The sequence below is a fragment of the Halobacillus sp. HZG1 genome (assembly GCF_035818575.1).
Classification (GTDB): Bacteria; Bacillota; Bacilli; order Bacillales; family Halobacillaceae; genus Halobacillus; species Halobacillus litoralis.
This window is the reverse complement of sequence record NZ_JAYLVQ010000063.1, coordinates 20138-44293: the sequence shown is the minus strand read 5'-3', so window position 1 is coordinate 44293 and position 24156 is coordinate 20138. Positions and strand designations below refer to the sequence as shown.

Below are 24156 nucleotides of genomic sequence, written 5' to 3'. Positions count from 1 at the left end.
GAGCTTTTTACTATGATTATTAAATGATTTTATAACTGGTAGTATTTTTTTATGCTTTCGATGGTTTCTTTGAAAAGCGGTTCCCCTTCAAGGTTTGCCATCATTCCCTTTAGAATAGCAGACCTGGGCTGGTCCCTTTTCATTTCTTCCGTCAGGACATGCACCGTATCTTTCATTTCCTGATCCCCATCATTGGCTAGTTCTTCTAAGTTTAATAGCAACTGTTCTTTTTCTTCTCCGTAGAACATGGGTGGTAAGAGCTGCCGCATGGTTCTTCCCGTTATGACTGGTTGGTCACCACTCTTTTGAAAACCTTCTACAATATAGTCCGTTCTACGTAACATGGCGACTGCCAGCGACTCGAGGTCTAAATCAGCCCCCTCGATAATAATGAGATCCATGTACCCTTTGAACATCCCCTGTAGAATCAGACTGACCTCCCATACGGTTTCATCCACCTGATGCTGATAGATGTTTTGCAAGTGACTTTTGTAGAAAAGGTAAGAGTTCACCCGCATTTGAGTAAGAAATTGTTCGATATTCTCATTGAAGGGGATGGCTTGTTCCCGGATTTGCATAATAATGAATTCTCTGTGGTTGGCCAGTTCTTCAAAAGTGACTTGCAGTTGTTTCTTAAACTTCGTACGATCATCCGCATCGAGCTTTTGAATTTCATCAATGCGCGTTTGAATCCGTTGATAATAATAGTTGAATATGTCTAACAGCAGAGCATCTTTCGATTTAAAATGGAGGTAGAAAGCTCCTTTTGATATTCCGCATGCGCTTGCGATTTCCTGGACGGAAGTAGAGCTGAATCCTTTTTTAGCAAACAGCTTGATGGACTGTTCGATAATATATATTGATTTTTGTTCCATGGTTGTCGCTCCTTCAAAGTTGGAGAAGTTGATGTTTTCCCTTGACCTCTGACCAGTTGGTCATTTATATTTTATAGTGTTGTGACTAACTGGTCAATAAAGGGGAGAGTTGAGTATGAAACGAATCATCGATTTTTCGATGAATAACAAATTTGCGATTTGGCTTATGACAATCCTCATTACCGCAGCAGGTTTATATGCAGGATTGAATATGAAGCTTGAAACCATACCGGATATTGAGCCGCCGATCATTACGGTGACCACGACGTATCCAGGGGCTACACCAGAAGAGGTGGCTGATCAAATATCAGAACCACTTGAAAAGCAAGTAAGCAATTTGAGTGGAGTGAAAACGGTCAGTTCTTCCTCTTTTCAAAATGCTTCCTCACTTCAGTTGGAATATAGCTTTGATAAAAGTTTAGATGAAGCAGAGGATGAATTGCAAGAAGCAGTCGATGAGGTTGCTTTGCCGGACGGAGCAGAAGAGCCTTCTGTATCACGTTTGAACTTTAACGCCTTTCCTGTCGTGAGTTTAAGTGCCATCAATGGAGATGGATCACTTGAACAATTAACGAAAACAGTAGAAGAAGAGATCGTGCCATCTCTTGAGGGTCTTGAAGGTGTCGCGGATGTGCAGGTTTCCGGGCAGCAGCTTGAAGAAATCCGCATTGATTTGAATGAAGAAGTATTGAATGAGCGGGGTCTTGATAAAGAAACCATTACGAGTTTCATTCAAGGATCGGACGTTTCCTTCCCATTAGGCTTATACACTTTTGATGATACTCAAAAATCTGTCGTCATTGATGGCAACCTTACAAGTGTGGAAAAGTTGAGAGAATTGCAGATTCCTGCTATTCCTTCAGCAGGAGGAAGTCAACCTGGTCAACAAATGCCTTCACAAGGAGAGGGTCAAATCCCTCCTGAAGCTCAGCAAGGAGGTCAAGGGCAGGGATCTGCGACCGCTGACATGCCGGCCATGGATGGAATCCCGACGGTTACCCTTGGCGAAATTGCTGATGTAGAGGTCGTTGGAGAAGCTGAATCCATCTCCCGTACGAATGGGGAAGATTCCATATCCCTGCAAATTGTCAAATCTCAGGAAGCCAATACCGTTGATGTTGTAAATCTTGTAAAAGAAGAAACAGATTCTTTCCAGGAAGACCTGGATGGGATAGAATTTGTGTATTCTTTCGACCAGGGCGAGCCGATTGAAGAGTCTGTCAGTACGATGCTTAATAAGGCATTGTTTGGTGGGATTTTCGCTGTCCTAGTCATCTTGTTGTTCTTACGTAACATCAAGACGACATTGATCTCGGTCATTTCCATTCCGCTATCCTTATTGATCGCTATTCTATTCTTGAACTGGATGGACATCACGTTGAATATCATGACCCTTGGTGCCATGACAGTTGCGATTGGACGTGTGGTGGATGACTCGATTGTCGTTGTGGAGAATATATACAGGCGGATGTCGTTATCGGAAGAAAAGTTAAAAGGAAAAGCACTGATTCGTGAATCGACGAGAGAAATGTTCATGCCGATCCTTTCTTCGACGCTTGTAACCATCGCTGTATTCCTGCCGCTTGGCCTTGTTGAAGGTACAGTGGGTCAAATATTCCTACCGTTTGCACTAACGGTTGTTTTTGCCTTGTTAGCATCTCTACTTGTGGCTGTTACCATAGTTCCGATGCTATCCCACTCTCTACTAAAAGAGTCGAAAATAAAAGGACGTACACATGAAGAAGGGGCAGGGAAACTCGCTCTCTTCTACAAAAAAATCCTAAACAGCACGTTGAATCATAAAGTCATTTCAAGCATCGTGGCTGTCTTGGTTCTGGTCGGGAGTATTGCTCTTCTCCCATTTGTGGGAACGAGTTTCCTTCCTGAACAAGAACAGAAGATGGTCATTGCAACTTTCAGCCCTGAGCCGGGACAGACGTCAGAAGACGTGGAACGTATTGCTGAAGATGCGCAGCAGTTCTTTATGGACCGTGATGGAGCCGAAACGGTTCAATACTCTGTTGGAGGCGAAAACCCGATGAACCCTGGGGCTTCCAACCAGGCGATGTTCTACGTGGAATATGCGGATGATACCGAAGAATTTTCGGAAGAAACGCAAGCTGTCATAGACAGCCTGAATGAACAAACGGAAAATGGCGAATGGATGAGTCAGGATTTCTCTGGAGCAGGATCAAGCAGTGGTCTTGAACTGCGGGTGTACGGAGATAATACAGACGAAATCAAACCGGTCGTTACTGAATTAGAAGAACTTCTTGCAGAAGAAGAGAAGTTGAGAAACGTCGATTCCAGTCTTTCAGAATCCTACGAAGAGTACACGCTTGTAGCCGACCATGAACGCTTAAGTGAGCTAGGCCTAACGGCTGCACAAATCGGTATGGAGCTTGGACAAAATCGTCAGGAGCCAGTGATTACGACGATTGAACGGGATGGAGAGGAATTGAATGTCTATCTCGAAGTAGAAAAAGAAGATATTGCTGGAATTGAGGACTTAACAGAGAAAGAAATCACTTCTCCAACGGGTCAGACAGTGGCGATCAGTGAACTTGTCGAAGTTGAAGAGGGGACAACAGCTGATACGATTACACGAAGAAATGGACGCGTGTATGCAAGTGTCAGTGCAGAGATTACAGTCGATGATGTAGGTGCTGTCTCTCAGGAAATTAATGAAAAAGCACAGGAGATTGATACGCCTTCCGGTGTAGAAATTACTCAAGGAGGGGTGGCAGAGGATATCAATGAGTCCTTCTCCCAATTAGGTATAGCAATGCTTGCGGCAATCGCAATCGTGTACTTGATCCTAGTCGTATTCTTCGGCGGAGGACTGGCGCCATTAGCCATTCTATTCTCCTTGCCGTTTACCATTATCGGAGCGGTTCTTGGACTATTGATCAGTGGAGAAACCCTAAGTATTTCTGCCATGATCGGTGCCTTGATGCTGATCGGAATTGTTGTAACCAATGCGATTGTTCTCATCGACCGTGTCATATATAGAGAAAAAGAAGGCTTCTCTACACGCGAAGCTTTACTTGATGCAGGAATGACAAGACTTCGTCCAATATTGATGACAGCTCTTGCCACTATTGGAGCTCTGCTTCCGCTGGCTCTTGGGTTTGAAGGTGGTTCGATCATCAGTAAAGGTCTTGGAGTTACGGTTATAGGAGGGTTAGCGAGTTCTACACTCCTAACACTACTCATCGTACCGCTCGCGTACGAAATATTAATGAAGTTCCGTAGACAGAAAAAGACACAAACTACGAAATAGATTTTGGTAGAATAAGAACATCCTCACATGGCGGGGATGTTCTTTTTTTATACATTAGTAGAAAGTTTATCGTTTTTAATTATATGGCTGTGGGAATGGACTATAAATCGCTTAATGGAGGGGTTTGGATGGAGCATTATGAAATTACGATCATAGGAGCTGGACTGGCGGGCATAACAGCAGCAAGGAGATTAAAGAAACAGGGAAGAAGCAGCCTGTTGTTAACAGATAAAAGTAAAAGTGTCGGTGGCCGGCTGGCAACGAGGAGAGTTGCAGATGGACGGGCCGATCATGGGGCGCAATTTTTCACTGTACGAACAGATGAATTAGAAGATGAGGTGCAGGAATGGTTAGAACAAGGCTGGATTAAACAATGGTTCGGGGAAAAGTATCCTCGTTACACCGCTGTGCAAGGAATGAACGGCCTTGCGAAGCAGTTAGCCTCAGACCTTCCAACTGCCCTACATACGAAAGTAGTCAAAATGCTTGAAGTAGAGGGAGGATACCGTCTTTACAGCGAAGACGGGAAGGAATGGCAGTCAGATAAAGTCCTGCTCACGATGCCTTCTCCGCAAATCATTGAACTATTGAAGAATAGTGAAGTGGAGGTTGATGAAGAAGAACTGAAGCAGCTGAAGGACATTTATTTCGAACCAACGTATGTGGGCATTTTTCATTTCAGAGAAGAGACGGATTTGCCGGAAGATGGCCATGTAGATGTGGGCCTTCCTGAAGGGATGGAACGGATGGTGGATCATCGGAAAAAAGGAATATCGGATGATACGGTTGTGAGTGTCTATATGGAAGCAGAGTGGTCACGTAAGCATTATGGTGAAGATTACGTGATGTCTTTAATCAAAGAAAAAGCAGCAGGGCATTTGAATTGGAAGCAGTTAGAGTCCGAACAATTGAAACGTTGGAGATACGCGCAGGCCAAAAAAGTGATGCGGCAGCCTTATGTCGATCTTTCAGGTGATGGACGCCTGGTGGTTGCCGGTGACGCGTTCTTAAGGCTGAATGATGAAGCGGGGCGCACGCGGTTTGAAAGTGCCTACCTATCTGGGAAAGATGCGGCAGCCTACTTGAGTTGGTGAGCTCGCATAACAAAGCGAAAGGTCATCCGTTTCGAGGATGACCTTTCGCGCCAAAGGAGCCCCGAATCGCGCCAAAGGAGCCCCGAATCGCGCCAAAGGAGCCCCGAATCGCGCCAAAGGAGCCCCGAATCGCGCCAAAGGAGCCCCGAATCGCGCCAAAGGAGCCCCGAAACATTCTAGAAAAAGGTTGGGCGGCATTGATAACATGCCACCCAACCTTTTTTAACTTGCTTTCGCTTCGTATCTTTTCAATCGTTTCACTCTCGTAACGGTATAAACCGCCAGTCCTGCCCATATAAGGGTGAAAGATACGGCGTGAACATCCGTAAATGGTTCATCATATAGGAAGATCCCTATGATGAGCATGATGGTGGGCGCGAAATACTGGAGGAACCCTACCATGGATAAGGGAATTCTTTTTGCCCCTGCTGAAAATAAAAGGAGGGGGATGGCAGTAACGATTCCGGCGCCGAAAACTATGGCAGTCGTCCATGACCAAAAGTCTATGGTGGACCATTGGCCTGATTGTTGCTGAAGAAGAAAGCCCATAGCGATTGGCGTGACAATCAACGTTTCGATCGTCAAACCGAACATGGCATTCAAAGGAACAAGTTTTTTCAAGAGTCCGTACGATCCAAAGCTGAAGGCAAGCAACAGAGCAAGCCACGGCACAGAACCAAAGTTGACTGTCATATAAATGACGCCGAGTGCAGCTAGTAAGAAAGCAAGCCATTGAGCTTTTGAAAATTTTTCTTTTAAGACAATCATACCGAGTAGAATACTCACGAGTGGATTAATGTAATAACCAAGACTCGCTTCAACGACGTGATCCGTATTGACCGCAAGGATATAGGTAACCCAGTTGATGCTGATGGTGATGGAGGCAAGGGTGATGCCGATCAATTGCTTTTTATTTTTTACGATTTGCCGGCATTCCCGTATAAATTCTTTCTGTTTTCTTGTGATCATGATTATGATTCCCATGAAGAGGAAGGACCAGACGATGCGGTGAGCCAGGATTTCAAAAGCAGGAATCTCTTGAATCATCTTCCAGTAAATGGGGAGCACTCCCCACAATATGTAGGCTCCAGCCGCATAGGTAACACCGAGTTTTTGTTCATTGATCATGGTGAGGACCCTTTCGTAAATCGGGATAGTTGTTCATCCGCTTCATTATATCACCGTTCGAAAGGGGAAGCTTGAAAAATGCATGGCCCGTATGATGGGCCATGCACATTAAGGTTGTTCGCCGTGTTCTTCTTCACTGCTTTCTCCTAGTGGCGCGTGGTGATCCGGTTCCCCTTCCAATGCAATCTTCATTAGAGGCTTGTCGGCAGGTCCTTCGACCACCGTTCCATCATAGGAAAAACGGGATCCGTGGCAAGGGCAGTCCCATGTATGTTCGCCACTATTCCATTCGACTTCACACCCTAGATGTGTGCAGGTCGTGTCGAGGACATGGAGCTTGCCTTCATCATCTCTGTACGCACCGGCTCTTTCACCGCGCCACTGGACGACCATTCCTTCCCCTTTTTTGAGAGAATTCGGGCGATCGGCTACAAGTTCCAGTTTCCCTTCGACCAAGTGGACAGCAACATCGAAGTTTTGGGATAAAAACTGCTTCATGCTAGGGTCTGACTTGAAGCGTGTAGGTTTGAACAGTTCGTGAAAAAGAGATTCCTCACCAAGGACATAATCGCAAATCAGTTTAGCTGCAAGCGTCCCGTTCGTCATGCCCCATTTACGGAAGCCTGTAGCGATGAATACGCGATCGTTGTTCCGTGTGATCGGTCCGATATAAGGGACTTTATCAAGTGTGGTTAGATCCTGAGCTGACCATTGGAACAGTTTCTCTTTAATACCGAACGTCTGAGCGGCAAATTCCTCGAGAGCATGGTAATGGAATGATGTATCCACACCTTGCCCTGTCTTATGGCTTTCTCCACCAATCAACAACACTGGTTTCCCATTGTATTCAGCCGTGCGGATGGAACGTTTCGGTTCATCGATCGACAAGTACATCCCCTCAGGCACTTCTTTCTCAGGTTCTATGGCAAGGAGGTAGGAACGCTCGGCATACATGCGGCTGAAATAGAGCCCTTTTCCATCGTAAAAAGGGAAGTGGCTGCATGAAACCAATTTCTCACAGGCAAGTGTATGCCCATCCCCCGTTTGAATCTCTATGCGGTCCTTTTCTTTCACATCTGTCGCTTTGGTATGTTCAAAAATTTCCCCGCCCATTTTAACGAATTCGTCAATGAGAGCAGCTAAGTACTTGATCGGGTGGAAGCGGGCCTGATCCTTCATGCTTAGCGCTTGGGTAGCTTCCATTTCGAAAGGCAGGGCGTCAATTGTGCCGCCTGGAATGCCCAGCTTTTGATAGGCTTCATACTCATTTTTTAATTTGCGCGCACCTTGCTTAGTGGTTGAGAAAAGGTAGGCATCCTCTTTCACCCAGTTGCAGTCGATCTGATATTTATCAATCCATTCTTCCATGGATTGCAAGGCACTCATTTGGGCCTGGTAATAGAGGGATGCCTCCTCTTCACCAAAATGATTCAATAATTCGTGGTAGATTAATCCGTGTTGAGCAGTTACTTTTGCGGTTGTATGACCTGTCGTACCATTCAATAACTCGTCCGCCTCGATAAGAGTTACTTTTTTCCCTGCTTTCGCTAGAAGGTAAGCGGTCGTAATCCCGGTCATCCCTCCACCAACGACAGCCACCTCTGTCGTTGTATCTTCCTTCAGAGCTTCAAAAGTGGGCAGTGACATATTTTCACGCCATAAGGGTTCTGGCTGAGTCCATTTCTCGTGTTGTTCCATGACTTTCCCTCCTGAGTGACTCGTTTCTTTCAGTCTTTCCCTGTCTGAAGGTTTCATGTATTTTTCCATGGAAAAATTAACAACATTTAGGCTTTGTAGTATACTTGAACAAGATGGGAAGAAACGTATGAAGGTGGTAAGCAGGATGGAAGTATTCGTGGCGCGGCAGCCGATTTTGACAGTTGAGAATGATATATTTGCCTATGAACTACTGTATCGGAACAGTGAAGAAAACCGGTTCGTTCCTATGGATGGAAGTCAGGCAACCTCAGAAGTATTGATGAACAGTTTCGTTACGATCGGCTTAGAGCGTTTGTCACAAAACAAGCCATGTTTTATCAATTTCACGGAGGATCTTCTGCTGGAACAAGTCCCTGAATACTTTAATTCTGAACAACTGGTCGTGGAGATCCTTGAACACGTTTCTTTCAGCCTTGACCTTATCCGAGTGTGCAGAACCTTGAAGGAAAAAGGATATTTAATCGCGCTGGATGATGTCATCGATATTGACAGGCCTTCGGTGTATGAACTCCTTCATTATGTGGACATTTTAAAAGTGGACATACGGGAAGTGACAGACGAGAACCGGGGCCGGATCATTCAGTTAGGGAAAGAGTATGGGGTGACGTTGTTAGCGGAAAAAGTGGAAACCCATGAAGAGCATCAACGGTGCATAGAAGAAGGTTTCTCCCTCTTCCAGGGGTTTTATTTCAGTAAGCCGGTGATCGTAAAAGGGATGGATATCCCTTTTCTTTCCTCCACCTATTTTCAAATGATCCAAGAGCTTACAGCTACGAATGACGACATTAATATTGAAAAAGTAACGGAAATTATGGAACAGGATCTAGCCCTTACTTACAAATTGCTCCGCTTGATCAATTCATCCCAGCAACGGACAAGAGTACCGATCCAATCCATCAGACAAGCCGTCATGCTGTTAGGGACCGAAGGATTGAAAAAGTGGCTGTACGTATTATCAGTGGAACAAACCACGGCGGTTACCTCGACCCAATCCCAGCTTGTGATCAAAACGAGTCTTGTCCGTGCCAAACTTTGTGAACAGATGGCCGTCAGAATCAGGGCGGAAAAGAAGGCGGATGGTTATTTCCTGACCGGATTCATGTCGCTGATTGATGTAATCACCCAACGACCTTCGCATGAAGTGGTGGGCTCACTGCCCCTTGATGAAGAGATAAAGAATGCATTAGAGGGACAGCAGAATACGTACCGGCTCGTGTTGGATTTGGCTGTAGCGATGGAAACGGCAGATTTTGAATGGCTTGAAAAACACTTGGCTGAATGGAATTTATCCTATTCGGAAGTATTTGAAGTGTACGGCCAGGCTATTGCCTGGTCTGAACAGCTCTATCATGAGCATTTCACCGAGAAGGTAGAAAGATAGCGGAACGGTTGAATCCATGTTATGATTTCTGAAGATGCTCTCGCCAAGAGAGCCCTTTTTTTGTCAATATTGTTACCTAGGTAACGAAAAGGAGCACACATCATGAGTTTAATTTTTCACCATATCCAACAACTGTCGAGAAATGTGAATCAATTTTTGAATGAAGGATTGCGGGATGAAGATATTTATATGTCTCACTGGGCCGTATTGTTCCAATTGCACAGCCATGGAGGATCGATGACACAGGCAGATCTCAAAGACCGCTTGAATATCGAAGCACCTCCTTTATCGAGGGTTATCGCTAAACTGGAGGCTCTTGGGTATATCGCGAAAAACAAGAGCATTGATCAACGCACGAATGATATAACCTTGACGAAATCAGGAAGAGAACGCTATCCAGTTTGGCAGCAGGCTATACAAAAAGCAGAAGCGCGTTTATTAGAACGTTACGGTGATCAAAGGGAAGCGGTATTGGAAGAGCATGTCCTTACACTCTCCCGGCTGATTGAAGAGGAAAGGGGGAGAAGCGAATGAAAAGGGAACCCCGTTTATGGACATCCAGTTTTCTTAATGTTTGTGCGAGCAATTTTCTCGTCTTTTTAGTGTTTTATCTTTTGTTCGTGACGATGCCGATCTATTCGATGGAATCCATTGGAGTGGCCGAAGGGGAAGCCGGCTTAATTATTACGGTCTTCCTGCTGGCAGCCATTCTTATACGTCCACTTTCAGGACAGTGGGTGGAATCCTTTGGACGCAAGCCTGTGGTCGTAATCGCTTTAAGCATCTTTTTAGGAAGTTCCTTTTTGTATCTATGGTTCGACTCCTTTTCTGCCCTTTTAACCATTCGTTTCATACAAGGGATCGGTTTCGGGATGGGAACGACAGCTCTAGGGGCTATTGCTGCCGATGTTGTTCCAGATCAAAGAAAGGGGGAGGGGCTCGGTTATTTTGCGATGTCGATGAATTTCGCGATGGTGATTGGTCCTTTCATGGGTCTTACTTTAATACAAACGGCCGGGTTCACCGTGATGTTCTACGTTTGTGTCGCCCTGTCCGTCCTGGCTTTGCTTACTGGGCTTGTGATTCGTGTCGACCCTCTTCCTGTACCAGCGAAGAGAAGTATAGTCCCGAACATGCACAATCTTTTAGAAAAACCTGTGCTTCCTATTGCGTTGACCGGCGCCGTCATGGCGCTTGCGTACGCGGGAGTGTTATCGTTTGTTTCCGTCTATGCAAACCAGCTCGGCCTTGCAGAGGCGGCTAGTTATTTCTTCGTCGTCTATGCACTTGTACTGCTTGTCTCCCGACCATTTACCGGAAGGTGGTTTGATCAATATGGTGAAAATGTGATTGTGATCCCTTCGATTCTTATTTTTGGTACTGGGATGATGGTTTTAAGTTTTGCCAGCACGGCTTTTGTATTGCTTTTGGCTGGCGGATTGATCGGTCTCGGGTGGGGTACGCTCGTTCCGAGTATGCAGACCATCGCTTTGAAAAAAGTACCGGAAAGAGCAGGTTCAGCTACAGCCACTTTCTTTACGATTTTTGATATTGGCATTGGAGTAGGATCCTATGTTGTTGGAGCAGTTGCTACAGGTATTGGATTTTCCTCGCTCTATTTCAACAGTTCTTTTGTCGTATTGGGGGCTGTTTTCCTTTATATTCTCCTGCACGGAAGAAAGGTCCGCTCGAACGCTGAACATAAGATTGAATATAGTAGTTAAGAAGGAGGTCTTTTTCTCCTTCTTTTGTTACAATTAATTGAAAACGCTTACAAAATGAAGGGGGAAGGCCGTTTTGAAAAATAAAGAGAAACGGATAGAAACAGCAATGATCCATAATGATGAAAAAACAGGAAAGTATGACGGCAGCTTGACGACACCGATTTTTCAAACCTCCACCTTTTCTTTTTCTTCTGCAGCGGAAGGTGAAAGAAGGTTCGCTGGTGAAGAGGAAGGATACATTTATACGAGACTCGGAAACCCGACAGTGCGGACGTTGGAAAACCGCATCGCCACTCTTGAGGGTGGCGATCGTGGTTTGGCTTTCGCTTCAGGCATGGCTGCTGTATCCGCCGTATTAATAGCACTCACTAAAGCTGGTGACCATGTATTATGTTCGAACGGTCTGTATGGCTGTACTTATGGTTTACTGAAGATGTTTGAAGAAAAATATGCGATCACTCATGATTTCAGCTATATGGAAACAGAGGAAGATGTGAAGGCGAAGATCACTCCGGAAACCCGTTGTATCTTTATAGAGACCCCGATTAATCCGACGATGAAAATCATCGATCTTAGTATGGTGGCCCGGGTGGCGAAAGAACATGGCATCCCGGTCGTTGTCGATAACACTTTCTGCACACCATACCTCCAGCGACCATTGGATCTTGGGTGTGATATTGTTTTGCACAGTGCCACCAAATACATCGGTGGTCACGGAGATGTCATTGCAGGCCTGGTCGTAGGAAAAAAAGAATTTATGGATGACTTGGCTATGGCTCAACAGAAAGATATCGGCGGTGTCCTGTCCCCCTTTGATGCCTGGCTTTTACTCAGGGGCTTAAAGACTCTTCATGTACGTATGGATCGCCACAGCATAAATGCTCTTGATCTGGCTAAAAGGCTGGATAACCACCCAAAAGTAAAACACGTGTATTACCCAGGAATGGAAGGGAACGAGCAATTCAACATCGTTGAAAAGCAAATGAAAACAGGCGGAGGTGTGCTTGCTTTTGAAATAGAAGGAGGTAAAAAAGAAGCCCAGCAATTCATGGATCGCCTCCATCTGATTCAAATTGCGGTCAGCCTTGGTGATGCCGAAACCCTCATCCAGCATCCGGCCACCATGACTCATGCAGTCGTTCCAGAAGAAAAGAGGCAGGAAATGGGCATTACGGATACACTCATCCGCCTATCCGCTGGCCTTGAATCCGTTGAGGACATTTGGGAAGATCTGAATCAGTCTTTGAAAGAAGGATAAGAGCCGATACATCATCCGGAGCTCTATGGTACATAGGGCTCTTTTGATTTCACATTTTAATGCTGCTAGCGGTCTTTAAGAGGCTGTGAGGAATGGTTTGTCTTGCTCCATCGTCCTGGCTGTCTTTCCCTTTCCACACATTCAAGTGGAACAATAGCTAGCGGATATGTGTTTATCCATCATCACATCGGGAAAAGTAATACCAGTGTGAAGAGAAATGAAAGTTCAAGCATGCCGCTTAAAAAAACATAGAAGGGACGATGGAGTTATGTTAAAAAAACTATTTGGTAATAACAAAAGTGTGGAGGAACAAATTGTTGCTCCGGTAAATGGAAAAGTGGTTCCCCTTGATGATGTGGACGACCCTGTATTTAGTCAGCGAATGATGGGGGACGGCGTAGCTATTGAACCGACTGACGGGAAAGTAGTAAGCCCGGTATCCGGTGAAATCGTCCAGCTTTTCCCTACTAACCATGCCGTAGGGATAAAAACGAAGTCAGGTGTGGAAGTACTTGTACACATCGGCCTTGAAACGGTTTCGATGGAAGGGGAAGGTTTTGAAGGGCATGTCACCACTGGAGACAAAGTAAACGCGGGTGATCATTTGATTACGTTTGATATGGATCTGGTTAAAGAAAAAGCGAAAAGCACGATTACACCTGTAGTCATTACAAACTATGATGATGTGGTCGAAAACTTTGATCCTTCCTATAGCGATGGCGCAAACGCTGGCGAATCTACCATCGCTACACTGAAAACGAAATAATAGACGACCAAGGCCTGATGTACCAAACGTGTACATCAGGCTTTTTCTGGATGTATGATCCAGAAAAAGGGAGTTTTCATGGCGGAGGAGAGTGGGATGTTTTATAATGGGGCAAGAAGGAAGACGGATAAGTAGAAAAGGGAGGAGAAGCGTGATGTCTAAGCGTGATACAGAGCTGCGAAACAAAGTGGAGACAGAAGTACAAAATCACAAACAAACCTTAGAAGCGGATATGTACCGTCAGAATTATCATCATATGCCGCCTGTCGGTCTGATGAACGATCCAAATGGATTCATACAATGGAAAGGGACATATCATCTCTTTTATCAGTGGATGCCTTTCGATACAGCTCATGGGGCAAAATACTGGGGACATTACACTTCTGCAGATCTTGTGAATTGGAAGCATGAGGCTGTGGCTTTGACTCCATCCGAATGGTATGACAAGGATGGGGTTTATTCGGGGAGCGCTGTCGTGCATGATGATCAATTGCACCTTTTCTATACGGGAAATGTGGAAGGGGAACATGGACCTGAGGCAGAATATCAATGTCTTGCTGTATCTAGGGATGGTGTCCATTTTGAGAAAAAAGGCGTCATCATTGAAACACCAAAAGGGTACACAGCTCATTTCAGAGACCCGAAAGTATGGAAGAAGGGTGACCTATGGTACATGGTGGTTGGAGCTCAAACAGGGGATAAGCAGGGGAAGGCTGTATTGTTCCGTTCGACTGACCTTTATTCATGGGAACACGTAGGCCCTATTGCCGGAAGTAATGAAGGGGAGCTGGGTGAGTTTGGCTATATGTGGGAGTGTCCGGATTTATTCGAACTGGATGGTGCAGACGTGCTTATGGTCTGCCCCCAGGGACTTGAGGCTGATGGTATGGACTATGCAAATACATATCAGAGCGGGTGTTTTATTGGGCAATGGGATGAAAGCTCTGAAACATTCCAACACGGAGATTTTCGTGAGCTTGATCGAGGCTTCGAGTTTTATGCTCCTCAAACGACAACGGACGAAAAAGGAAGAAGGATCCTTGTCGGCTGGATGGGGGTCCCGGAGCAATATGAACAAGCACATCCCACGGTTGAACATGGATGGGTCCATTGCTTGACGATCCCGCGTGAATTGAAGTGGGATGGCGAAAGAATCATACAAACCCCTCTGCCTGAGCTTGCCTCAATGCGAGGACCAGTTTTAATGCATTCATCCATTACGATTGAAAATGATCAAAAAGGCGTGAGAGGGGTACAGGGGAGATCGATTGAGCTGAACCTCGATATTGAATCATTGGAGGATATGTTCGCCATCGAACTTTTTCAGTATGCTTCTTTGAGTTACAAAAATCATGTCATAACATTATCAAGACCGCATTTAGAAGACCGTTCCAAAACAGAGTTTCGTCGCGTGAAATTGAAGGACGGATTAAAGAACCTCCGTTTATTTATTGATCAGTCTTCACTGGAAATTTTCATTAATGGAGGGGAAGAGGTACTGACTTCCAGGATTTATCCTCAAGCAGAGGAAGAGCATATTCTCTTTACCTCATTAGGATCCACTACTTTCTCTGTTGAAAAGTGGAATTTGAAAGGGTATGAGTATTCTTAATAGGAAAAGGGGCTCGCTTTTTGAATTCCTTATTATTGTGGTAAGATAACTTTATGTAAATCGCACGAAGGGGTCATGTTTATGAGTCAATCTCCAAAAAAGATGAAAGCGAATGAACGAAGAGAGTTTATTCTCGCTTTATTAAAACAAAAAGGTGCGCCTGTCACAGGTAGTTCTCTTGCCGAGGAAATGAACGTGACCCGGCAAGTCATTGTCGGTGATGTCTCCCTGCTGAAAGCAAAGAATGAGCCGATTGTCGCCACGAGTCAAGGGTACATGTATATGATGGATGGAAAAGATGACCTGCCCTATCAACGTACGATTGTATGCAAGCACCAGGGGGACGAAACAGAACAGGAACTCAATATTCTGGTTGATCATGGTGTTCATGTCCAGGATGTCGTTGTCGAACACCCTATTTATGGTGATTTAACATCCAGACTTACCATTTCGAATCGCCGTGATGTAAAGAAATTCATCGAGAAAGTGAACAGCACCAAAGCCTCTTACTTACTCGAATTGACAGGCGGCATCCATACGCATACCATTGCAGCGGACAGCCAGGAAGCCCTTGATGAGGCAGAGACGGCATTGGAAGAAGCAGGTATATTGATGACGAAATAACAGGGATATCTTGAGAAGAGATAGGCATTCTGAAAAGGAAGCTTATCTCTTTTTACTTATTTCATATAAAGACGACATGGGAAGCATGTCTTAATCAATGAACGAAAGGAATATGATATATTTATATCATGATTTCTTGTTAGAAAAAGGAAGGTGGCCACGTTGAACATCCTGCCGATTTTTGTGAGTATCATTCTTACCTTGAACGTGTTGCTTGCCTTAGCCATCATCTTCCTTGAACGAAGAGATGCGAGTGCAACATGGGCGTGGTTGATGGTTTTACTATTTATCCCTGTCGCAGGTTTCTTTCTTTATTTGATCTTCGGGCGCCGGCTCAGCAATAAAGAAATATTCACCTGGGACAAAAAAAGTCGTCTTGGACTTCTTGCCGCTGTCCAGGAACAATTGACAGCCATTAAGAATAACGAGTTGAAAGTCCAGCATGAAGATATCATTCCATATGAAGATTTAATTTATATGCATCTAAAAAACAACGATGCACTATTATCGCAAAACAACCAAGTTGAAATTTTTACAGATGGTCAAAAGAAGTTTCATGCACTTATTGAAGATCTTGAAAAAGCAGAAGATCATATTCATTTGCTCTATTATATTTTAAGAGATGATAACTTAGGGCACCGCCTGGCAGATGTGTTGAAGCGGAAAGCCATGGAAGGTGTGGAAGTCAAGCTTTTGTATGATGACATGGGTTCAAGATTATTGAAGCGTTCCTATATACGGAGCTTGAAAGAAGCGGGCGTGCAAGTGGAATCGTTTTTCCCTTCCTTTATCCCTAAAGTGAATATGAAAATTAATTACCGAAACCACAGAAAACTCGCAATTATCGACGGTGAAATCGGGTATATTGGTGGTTTCAACATCGGAGACGAATATTTGGGCTTTAATAAAAGGTTTGGATATTGGCGGGACACCCATTTGCGCGTGGAAGGAGAAGCAGTGAACAACATGCAGACACGCTTCATCCTCGACTGGAATCACGCCTCACGCAGAGATATTGTGTATGAGCAGCGGTATTACCAGGCTAAACCCAAAGGCGATGTGGGCATGCAGATCGTATCCAGTGGTCCTGATTCGGAATGGGAGCAAATCAAGCATGGCTACTTGAAAATGATCCTTTCAGCGAAAAAGTATGTGTACATTCAAACCCCATACTTCATCCCTGACGACAGCTTACTGGATGCGCTCCGTGTAGCGGTCCTGTCAGGAGTGGATGTGAGAATCATGATTCCTAATAAGCCGGATCATCCATTTGTGTACTGGGCAACATTTTCAAACATTGGAGATATGTTAAAAGCAGGTGCAAGCATTTACGTCTACCAAAAAGGATTCTTACACGCCAAGACAATTGTCGTTGATGGAAAAATAGCTTCGGTAGGTACAGCGAACATTGATGTGCGGAGCTTCCGTCTGAACTTTGAAGTGAACGCCTTTTTGTATCATCCAGAAGTGGCGCAGTCATTAGCCGACCGTTTCCATGAGGACATTGTCGAGTCGACTGAGCTTACATTTAAGCTTTATCATGCCAGGACGAAATGGATCCGCTTCAAAGAAGCCATCTCAAGGCTATTATCACCAATTCTATAATTATTTTACCGGGGTTCGTTACTTAGTTTAGCGCCAGGGGTGGTTGGGAAGCCACTCGCTTTCCAACCACCCTTTCTATGTAAGGGAGAAACGAACCCCTTCGCCCACAAGGACTGTCCTCCACTAACCCTGTGCTGTACGTAGAATTTGCTATATATCAAGCAGTAGGATGACAAACACCTGCCCCAGGGCGCTTCAATTACTCGCCTCAACCAAGTTGGAATGAGGGGTTTCTATAAGTGGTTTCGAGACCTTGATATAGCAAAGGGGCGGAGGGGGATGAGGAGGCTCACCAAGCTCCAACGGAAAGCGAGTCATCACCCGTCGTCCCCATCCACTCAACAAAAGTCTCGAAATCATGTCTTCCTGCCAAGTAATTGAATAAATTAAAAAGCCCTGCGCATCTTGCGCAGGGCTTTTTGAGAGAGGTTGTTTTGGTATTGGTTTTCCTTTGTAGCACGAGAAAGGCTGAAGGGAATTCTTTTATCTAATAGCTACCTGGAGGGGGGATCGATCGTATCTATTGGATGTCGAATCCCCATCAGCGTTTCTACTTTTAAATCTTTCTTTATCACGTATTCTTCATATCTGTTCAATTATTGAGAGGTTAGCGTGATTTGGACGGTGGTTGGTTTGCCGTCACGGTAAACTTTAAGCTCTGCTGTATCTCCGTCTTGTGCTTGGTTGTAGAGATACTGTCGCAGGCTGATGAGAGACTCGATTTCATTGCCGTCGATGGCGGTGATCACATCGTATTTTTCGAGTCCTGCTTCATCAGCAGGGGAGCCTTTTTCGACGCCTTGGACAAGGACGCCTTCGGTTACTTCTTCTGGCAACCCTAGCTCACGTTGTAACACAGGGTTAGGGATTTGGTTTAAGTCTTGCAGGGAAACTCCCATGTAAGGACGCTCAACTTCTCCGTTTGTCTCTAAGTCTTCGATGACAGGTTTAGCAACGTCCATAGGGATAGAGAATCCAATTCCTTCAACTTCTGCTTTTGCGATTTTCATAGAGTTGATTCCAATGACTTCGCCTTGCAGATTGATGAGCGCACCGCCACTGTTACCTGGGTTGATGGCTGCATCGGTTTGAAGGACTTCGGTCTGCCAATCTGGCTGTTGATCACCGTTAATATCGACTGGAATATTACGGTTTAAACCACTGACGATCCCTTTCGTTACGGATCCTGCGAACTCCATGCCAAGTGGGTTACCGATGGCTATGGCTGTTTGCCCGACCTCTACGTCACTGGATTTACCCAGTTCAGCAACCTTTTGCACATGTTCGCTATCTATTTGTAAAACGGCCAGGTCTGTTAAAGGGTCACTACCTTTTAATTCGGCTTTCACTTTTGTTCCATCACTCAGAATAACTTCAAGTTCTGAAGCATTTTCTATGACGTGATGGTTGGTGGCAACAAAAGCTTTCCCGCCTTCTTCCTTATAAATGACCCCGGAACCTGTACCGGCTTTTTTAGCGCCTTGTCCTGTATTTTGGACATTACTGATTCCAACAACCGCTTCGGAAGCTTCATTAACTGCTTGAGTCACTTCCTCCTGGTTTTTCCCGAGATTCAGTTCATTGGCTTGTGCTGTCGGCTTTTCTGTATTGATATCTATAGAAATGCCCTGCCACTGAAAAACGGTGGTAACTAGAAAAACAGCTGCAATGGCTCCTAAAACACTGAAAGCTATACCGGAACGTTTGTATTGTTTCTTATCATTTCGCTTCTGTTCATCAAACATTAGAGAAACGACGCCCCTTTCAATAAGATTCGCTGTTGATCTTTGGTGTTTCCCTCTGACAATTTTTATTCTACGACAGAGTTATGGAATGACTTTGGTGTAAATGTGGAAAAAGTGTGGAATGTAGGAGTAAACTAAAAAAATATGAGAGAATAAAGCAAGAGCAGATGTGGATAGAGGAGGATGCCATCTATGAATCAGATGATTGGACTGGTAGAAGACGATCCGAATATTCGAGATATTGTAGAAGGTTATTTAAATAAAGAAGGGTATCAGGTGATCGCTGTAGATACGGCAGAGAAGGCCTGGGATATTTTTCAGGAACAGACCCCTGACCTTTGGGTGCTGGACATCATGCTTCCTGGAATGGATGGCTATGAGTTTTGTAAAAAAATACGTCAGATTTCAGAAGTTCCGATAATTATTATATCAGCCAAAGATGAAGAGGTAGATAAAATTCTCGGCCTGGAACTGGGTGGGGATGATTACTTAACCAAACCTTTCAGTCCGAGGGAGTTAGTGGCAAGAGCTAAGCGCCACTTGAAACGTTGGCAAGCCATGAAGCCGAGTGAAGATGAGGCACAGGAAACCATCGTAGCTGGTGAACTTGAATTGAATGATGCGGAGAGACAAGCCTATTTTCAAGGTGAAGAGATCGAAGTGACAACAAAAGAGTTTGAGATGCTGAAAATCCTGGCTTCTCAAGAGAATCGTGCCTTTGCCCGTGAAGAACTGTTGATCAAAGTGTGGGGAGAAGATTATTACGGCAGTGATCGTGCGGTCGATGACCTGATCAAGCGATTACGTAAAAAGATGAAAGACCTGCCGATTGAAACGGTGTGGGGACACGGCTATCGATTGAAGGAGAAGCGTACATGAAGCTTTTGTATCAATTGAATGCCGCTTTTGCAACGTTAATTATCGTCATTATGTCGATCACCGCCTTTTTTATCTACTCGCTGCTCATGGACATGCTTATTCAGGATGAACAGCGCCAGCTTAAGGGGAGAGCAGATCTTCTGGTAGACATTATCAATGATCAGGATCCTGAGCGGAGCCCTGAACTCTCCCAGCTGTTGCAGGACCGAAATTACCCGATCGTATTATTCGATAGGGAAAGTGATGAGATATTATTCCGTACGATGCCTGCTGTCGTAGCGTATGCCTGGGTGGAACGTTATGAGGAGGAACTCATCGATCAGGAAGTTTGGGAAACGATGGGGGAGAAATACGTGGCTTATGACTTTCCTGTGAGCTCAGATGAGAGTCAAGTCCTCGTCATGGCAACCCCGCTCAATGACTTGCAAGCCGTCCAATCCGTTTTTGCCTCACGTATGATTGTTGTTTTTCTCATCGGCTTATTCCTTGCGATCCTTGTGAGTTATGTGTTGACCTGGCGTCTCGTAACCCCTCTTACAAAATTGAAGGAAGAAGTGAAAAAGATCGAAAAGCGTCAGTTCTCTGATGTGAAAAAAGTTCATGCTTCCGGAGAAATTGGTGAAGTAGAGCAGAGTCTCAGACACATGGCTGCAGAGCTCTCCAGGTATATCCACTCCCAAAAGCAGTTCTTTCAAAATGCATCCCATGAACTTAAAACGCCTTTGATGTCGATTCAAGGGTATGCAGAAGGGATCAGGGATGGAGTGTTTGAAGGAGAAGCGGCAGAAAAAGGTTTGAATGTCATGGTGAGTGAGACCGAACGCTTGAAAAAGATTGTGAATGAAATGATCCTGTTAGCCAAGCTTGACAGCAGCGAAGATGTGTATAACCCGGAAGGAACGGAAATATCTGAAGTGGTTAGTCAAGCGAGGGATCGGCTGTATCCACTTGCCAAGGAAAAAGGGATTGCATTGCGAACGAAAGATATTCATTCTTACCATACATTCGTTGACAGGGAACGAGTCCTTCAGGCGATGATCAATATATTAAGCAATGGGGTCAGACATGCAGAGAGTACAGTGATCATGACTACAGAGAAAGGGCAGGATCAGTATCGAGTAAAAGTAATCGACGATGGTCCTGGTATTCCAGAGGAACTTCTACCTCAGCTTTTCGAACGTTTTATTAAAGGAAAAGAAGGGGAAACAGGGCTTGGGCTTGCCATATCCAGAGCAATCATTGAACGGAGTGGTGGAGAGATCCATGCCTACAACAGGGAAGACACGTCTGGTGCAGTTTTTGAAATTGTATTCAGTCAAAAAGAGTGAGATATACCAAACATGGTATAATAGAAGGCAGAGAACGATTCCATATGGAAGTGAGGAAATACACAATGGAAGCAAAACCTTGTATCGATTCATTAACAGTAAAAAGTTCACACGTTTTACCTCCGGATACGAATAGTCACGGAACGTTATTCGGTGGAAAGCTGATGGCACATATTGATGATGTAGCAGCGATTGCAGCAGTCAGACATGCCAGAAAGCCGGTGGTGACGGCATCTACAGATTCCGTCGACTTTCTGCAGCCGGTTTTTGAGGGAGATACCATTTGTCTGGAGGCATTCGTCACATGGACACATAATACGTCCATGGAAGTGTTCGTCAAAGCAACGACAGAGAACCTTCTGACTGGAGAAAGAAAGGTTTGCACAACCGCTTTCTTATCCATGGTAGCCGTGGACGAAAAGAATGAACCATCCCCGGTACCAGGGGTTTACCCTGAATCTGATGAAGAAAAGTGGCTGCATGAAAATGCGCAGAAGCGTCATGAACACAGGAAAAACAGAAGGAAAGAATCGAAGGAGCTGGCTGAGAAGTTTGGTACGAGCCTTCCTTGGAAACGCGACTGTTAAAAAAAGCTCGGCTGCCTATAACGGCAGCCGAGCTTTTTTCTATTTGAGCCGAACGAGCTCAGGTTGACGCTGTTCTTCTTCATGACGGGTCGTTGTACAAAGAGAATCCCAATCGTGGGCTGCTCCGTCTCTCATAGTAATGATGCGATCAGCGATCGCTCTCGAGTCCTCGCGGTCGTGGGTGACGAAAATAGAAGTCGTGCCTGTTTGTTTAATGATTTCTTTCAATTCACTTCTGATTTTGATTTGCAGGTCTGCATCCAAATTACTAAATGGTTCATCCAAAAGAAGAAGGGAAGGCTCAGGAGCCAAGGAACGAGCCAGAGCTATTCGCTGCTGCTGTCCGCCACTTAATTCATGAGGGTATCTCTTTGCATAGCTGCTCATGTTCACCAGTTCCAGTACTTCGTGTACGCGATTCTTCCGTTCTTTCCTTTTCCAATTCTTTAACCCGAACTGCACATTTTCATAAACCGTCATATGAGGGAATAGAGCATAATCTTGAAAGACCATGCCAATTCCTCTTCTTTCAGGTAGGACAAACGTCCGTTCATCGGTCATCGTCTGATTTCCAATTTTTATCGTTCCCTTGGAAGGTGTTTCAAGACCACACAAAAGACGCAGTACGGTACTCTTTCCACTGCCACTTTCACCAAGAATGGAGATGATCTCTCCTTGTTCGATATCAAGGTTGAAATGGTGGATCGTCAAATTCTTTGCGTTTTTATATCCAAAACAGAGATCTTTGATTTGAACGTACATATCAATTCGACTCCTTTTCTAAAACTTGATGAAAAACAAAAACAGCAATGGCACTGATGACAACGATAATGATGGAGGCGAGAGCCGCCTCATGTATTTGTTCATCACTCGCGTATTTAAAAGCATTCGTCGATAGCGTTCCAAAGTTAAACGGTCTCAAAATCAAGGTGAGAGGCAGTTCTTTTATGATTTCGATAAAAGCAAGCAGAAACCCGCTGATGAGCGGAGCTTTGATCATTCTTAAATCGACTTTGAAAAAGGTACGCGTCATGTTCATGCCCAGCATTCTTGAAGCTTCCGTGTACTTATTGCCGATTTTATCAAAACCGGATTCGATGGAATTGTACCCGATGGCAAGGAAGCGAATGATATAGGCAGAGATTAAGATGACTAAACTCGTACTCAGAAATAGGCGGCTTTCCATACCAGTAGTTTCGTAAAAGTTAGAAAGACCATTATCCAAACCAATAAAAACGGTACTGATCCCGACAGCGATGACGGCTCCCGGAATGGAATATCCTAAGATCGTCACTTTTGCTGCCGACTTTGATAAGGCGCTCTGATGCATTCTGGAAAAGTTGGCGATAATCACAGCAAACAAAACGATCAGTAAGGCACCAACGAAAGAGACAAGAAGTGAATTCCAAATGAGTGTCGTAAATTCGGGAGATGCGATTTTTTCAAAAGTCAATAACATCCAGTCGACGAGCTGTACGAATGGAATGAGAAATCCTAATAAGAAAATAAACAAACAGTATCCAAAAGCCCCCCATGCCTTCCATCCTTTTAGCTGAGTAGGGTGGAGGGGTCGAGCTTTAGCTGTTGTCGATGCATATTTTTTACGGCCACGGAGCACTTTTTCTAAAGTAAGGATGGCAAACACAATAAACATAAGTGTGGCCGAAAGTTTGATGGCTGAATTGAGATCATTCATCCCGAACCATGTTTGGAAAATCGCTGTACTGAACGTCGGTACACCGAAATATTGAACCACTCCGTAGTCATTTAATACTTCCAAAAGCACAAGACTTACGCCACCGACAATCGCTCCGCGTGATATAGGGAGTACTACTCTGAAAAAGATATCTACTGGAGAGCGGCCGAGGAGTCTGGCATTTTCAATGAGTGATGCGGACTGATTCGCTAGAAAAGCTCTTGTGATCGTGTACACATAAGGAAAGAGAAAGAGCGTGAATATAAAGACGGCCCCCGGCAGATTGAGAATATTGAAATAGACTTGATCCACCTCAATGCCCCAATTGTTTCGTAATGTTGTTTGGATGACGCCTGTATAATTCAAAATCCCGTTATATGTGTACCCCGCAATATAGGGCGGGATGGCCAGTGGCAGGATCAGCGCCCATTTAAAGAACTTTTTCATAGGAAACTCATAGGCTGACACGATCCATGCTAAACTCGTACCGATGATGATGGTTAAAAATCCTGTGAAAACAATAAGCAAACCGGTATTTTTTAATAAATCCGGCAAGATGTATTCCTGGATGTGATTCCAGTTTTCAGCCTTTTGTGTATAGAAGTTGAAGAGGATCGTCATGTTGGGAATGAGAATCAAAATGACAATCGCCAGGCTGAGGATCGACCAAATGTTCATGTACCCAGGAAGCTTACGTAACAAATTCAAGCGTGACACGTCCTTTATCCTACCAATCGCTCAGCCTTGAATGAAAAAAGCCGGAGAACTTTCTTCATTCAAGGTTGAGTCCGCTTTAATGATAACAGTTCTCAACTGTTTTGTATAGAAAAAACCGCACCATGGAAGGCATGA

General features: G+C 44.7%; 19 protein-coding genes. 13 read left to right on the top strand and 6 right to left on the bottom strand.

Annotated elements, in window-relative coordinates:
* Positions 1–29: 29 nt before the first annotated feature.
* Positions 30–875, bottom strand: a complete 846-nt coding sequence (locus VKA52_RS11795) for a TetR/AcrR family transcriptional regulator (RefSeq protein WP_160910774.1) — start codon at positions 873–875, stop codon at positions 30–32.
* Between the two features lie 115 nt (positions 876–990).
* Between VKA52_RS11795 and VKA52_RS11790 the strand changes: the two genes are divergently transcribed.
* Positions 991–4158, top strand: a complete 3168-nt coding sequence (locus VKA52_RS11790; RefSeq protein WP_326315785.1) for an efflux RND transporter permease subunit — start codon at positions 991–993, stop codon at positions 4156–4158.
* 128 nt (positions 4159–4286) lie between these two features.
* Complete coding sequence (locus tag VKA52_RS11785) at positions 4287–5252, top strand: NAD(P)/FAD-dependent oxidoreductase (protein ID WP_160910776.1); 966 nt, start codon at positions 4287–4289, stop codon at positions 5250–5252.
* A 222-nt stretch (positions 5253–5474) separates the two neighbouring features.
* Here VKA52_RS11785 and rarD read toward each other — a convergent pair whose 3' ends face one another.
* A complete protein-coding gene (gene rarD, locus VKA52_RS11780; RefSeq protein WP_326315784.1) occupies positions 5475–6380 on the bottom strand; it encodes an EamA family transporter RarD in 906 nt (301 codons plus the stop codon).
* 108 nt (positions 6381–6488) lie between these two features.
* Positions 6489–8078 (bottom strand): FAD-dependent oxidoreductase, encoded by a 1590-nt coding sequence (locus VKA52_RS11775; protein ID WP_326315783.1) that lies wholly within the window; start codon positions 8076–8078, stop codon positions 6489–6491.
* A gap of 145 nt (positions 8079–8223) precedes the next feature.
* Here VKA52_RS11775 and VKA52_RS11770 point away from each other — a divergent pair, with 145 nt between their 5' ends.
* From VKA52_RS11770 to cls, 8 genes are all read left to right on the top strand, one after another.
* Complete coding sequence (locus VKA52_RS11770; RefSeq protein WP_326315782.1) at positions 8224–9480, top strand: EAL and HDOD domain-containing protein; 1257 nt, start codon at positions 8224–8226, stop codon at positions 9478–9480.
* Between the two features lie 102 nt (positions 9481–9582).
* Complete coding sequence (locus tag VKA52_RS11765) at positions 9583–10014, top strand: MarR family winged helix-turn-helix transcriptional regulator (RefSeq protein WP_326315781.1); 432 nt, start codon at positions 9583–9585, stop codon at positions 10012–10014.
* Positions 10011–11204, top strand: coding sequence for an MFS transporter (locus VKA52_RS11760; RefSeq protein WP_326315780.1), 1194 nt, complete (start codon positions 10011–10013; stop codon positions 11202–11204). Before VKA52_RS11765 ends, VKA52_RS11760 begins: the two co-directional genes overlap by 4 nt.
* Positions 11205–11277: 73 nt before the next feature.
* Positions 11278–12462 carry a methionine gamma-lyase gene (gene megL, locus VKA52_RS11755; RefSeq protein ID WP_326315779.1) on the top strand — a complete coding sequence of 395 codons (1185 nt, stop codon included), beginning with the start codon at positions 11278–11280 and terminating at the stop codon, positions 12460–12462.
* Positions 12463–12730: 268 nt separating this feature from the next.
* A complete protein-coding gene (locus VKA52_RS11750; protein WP_326315778.1) occupies positions 12731–13228 on the top strand; it encodes a PTS sugar transporter subunit IIA in 498 nt (165 codons plus the stop codon).
* A 154-nt stretch (positions 13229–13382) separates the two neighbouring features.
* On the top strand, positions 13383–14840 hold the full coding sequence (locus VKA52_RS11745; RefSeq protein WP_326315777.1) for a glycoside hydrolase family 32 protein: 1458 nt from the start codon (positions 13383–13385) through the stop codon (positions 14838–14840).
* Positions 14841–14921: 81 nt separating this feature from the next.
* A complete protein-coding gene (locus VKA52_RS11740) occupies positions 14922–15464 on the top strand; it encodes a transcription repressor NadR (protein WP_160910785.1) in 543 nt (180 codons plus the stop codon).
* Positions 15465–15626: 162 nt separating this feature from the next.
* Complete coding sequence (gene cls / locus VKA52_RS11735) at positions 15627–17069, top strand: cardiolipin synthase (protein ID WP_160910786.1); 1443 nt, start codon at positions 15627–15629, stop codon at positions 17067–17069.
* A 596-nt stretch (positions 17070–17665) separates the two neighbouring features.
* Here the strand turns inward: cls and VKA52_RS11730 are convergent.
* Complete coding sequence (locus VKA52_RS11730; RefSeq protein WP_326315776.1) at positions 17666–18814, bottom strand: S1C family serine protease; 1149 nt, start codon at positions 18812–18814, stop codon at positions 17666–17668.
* Positions 18815–19006: 192 nt separating this feature from the next.
* Between VKA52_RS11730 and VKA52_RS11725 the strand changes: the two genes are divergently transcribed.
* From VKA52_RS11725 to VKA52_RS11715, 3 genes are all read left to right on the top strand, one after another.
* Complete coding sequence (locus tag VKA52_RS11725) at positions 19007–19693, top strand: response regulator transcription factor (RefSeq protein WP_160910788.1); 687 nt, start codon at positions 19007–19009, stop codon at positions 19691–19693.
* Positions 19690–21021 carry a sensor histidine kinase gene (locus VKA52_RS11720; protein ID WP_326315775.1) on the top strand — a complete coding sequence of 444 codons (1332 nt, stop codon included), beginning with the start codon at positions 19690–19692 and terminating at the stop codon, positions 21019–21021. Before VKA52_RS11725 ends, VKA52_RS11720 begins: the two co-directional genes overlap by 4 nt.
* A gap of 65 nt (positions 21022–21086) precedes the next feature.
* Positions 21087–21608, top strand: a complete 522-nt coding sequence (locus VKA52_RS11715) for an acyl-CoA thioesterase (RefSeq protein ID WP_089653695.1) — start codon at positions 21087–21089, stop codon at positions 21606–21608.
* 39 nt (positions 21609–21647) lie between these two features.
* Here the strand turns inward: VKA52_RS11715 and VKA52_RS11710 are convergent, their stop codons facing one another.
* Both VKA52_RS11710 and VKA52_RS11705 read right to left on the bottom strand, forming a co-directional pair.
* Positions 21648–22370, bottom strand: a complete 723-nt coding sequence (locus VKA52_RS11710; RefSeq protein WP_206948553.1) for an ABC transporter ATP-binding protein — start codon at positions 22368–22370, stop codon at positions 21648–21650.
* A gap of 1 nt (position 22371) precedes the next feature.
* On the bottom strand, positions 22372–23982 hold the full coding sequence (locus tag VKA52_RS11705) for an ABC transporter permease (protein WP_326315833.1): 1611 nt from the start codon (positions 23980–23982) through the stop codon (positions 22372–22374).
* Positions 23983–24156: the final 174 nt, after the last annotated feature.

Excerpts from the sequence above, each read along its gene's own strand:
- VKA52_RS11750 (WP_326315778.1), top strand. The coding sequence starts at position 12,731 with ATGTTAAAAAAACTATTTGGTAATAACAAAAGTGTGGAGGAACAAATT.
- VKA52_RS11740 (WP_160910785.1), top strand. The coding sequence starts at position 14,922 with ATGAGTCAATCTCCAAAAAAGATGAAAGCGAATGAACGAAGAGAGTTT.
- VKA52_RS11785 (WP_160910776.1), top strand. The coding sequence starts at position 4,287 with ATGGAGCATTATGAAATTACGATCATAGGAGCTGGACTGGCGGGCATA.
- VKA52_RS11770 (WP_326315782.1), top strand. The coding sequence starts at position 8,224 with ATGGAAGTATTCGTGGCGCGGCAGCCGATTTTGACAGTTGAGAATGAT.
- VKA52_RS11760 (WP_326315780.1), top strand. The coding sequence starts at position 10,011 with ATGAAAAGGGAACCCCGTTTATGGACATCCAGTTTTCTTAATGTTTGT.
- VKA52_RS11710 (WP_206948553.1), bottom strand. The coding sequence starts at position 22,370 with ATGTACGTTCAAATCAAAGATCTCTGTTTTGGATATAAAAACGCAAAG.
- VKA52_RS11720 (WP_326315775.1), top strand. The coding sequence starts at position 19,690 with ATGAAGCTTTTGTATCAATTGAATGCCGCTTTTGCAACGTTAATTATC.
- VKA52_RS11795 (WP_160910774.1), bottom strand. The coding sequence starts at position 875 with ATGGAACAAAAATCAATATATATTATCGAACAGTCCATCAAGCTGTTT.
- VKA52_RS11790 (WP_326315785.1), top strand. The coding sequence starts at position 991 with ATGAAACGAATCATCGATTTTTCGATGAATAACAAATTTGCGATTTGG.
- VKA52_RS11715 (WP_089653695.1), top strand. The coding sequence starts at position 21,087 with ATGGAAGCAAAACCTTGTATCGATTCATTAACAGTAAAAAGTTCACAC.
- VKA52_RS11765 (WP_326315781.1), top strand. The coding sequence starts at position 9,583 with ATGAGTTTAATTTTTCACCATATCCAACAACTGTCGAGAAATGTGAAT.
- VKA52_RS11745 (WP_326315777.1), top strand. The coding sequence starts at position 13,383 with ATGTCTAAGCGTGATACAGAGCTGCGAAACAAAGTGGAGACAGAAGTA.
- VKA52_RS11705 (WP_326315833.1), bottom strand. The coding sequence starts at position 23,982 with ATGAACATTTGGTCGATCCTCAGCCTGGCGATTGTCATTTTGATTCTC.
- VKA52_RS11730 (WP_326315776.1), bottom strand. The coding sequence starts at position 18,814 with ATGTTTGATGAACAGAAGCGAAATGATAAGAAACAATACAAACGTTCC.
- VKA52_RS11775 (WP_326315783.1), bottom strand. The coding sequence starts at position 8,078 with ATGGAACAACACGAGAAATGGACTCAGCCAGAACCCTTATGGCGTGAA.
- VKA52_RS11725 (WP_160910788.1), top strand. The coding sequence starts at position 19,007 with ATGAATCAGATGATTGGACTGGTAGAAGACGATCCGAATATTCGAGAT.
- rarD (WP_326315784.1), bottom strand. The coding sequence starts at position 6,380 with ATGATCAATGAACAAAAACTCGGTGTTACCTATGCGGCTGGAGCCTAC.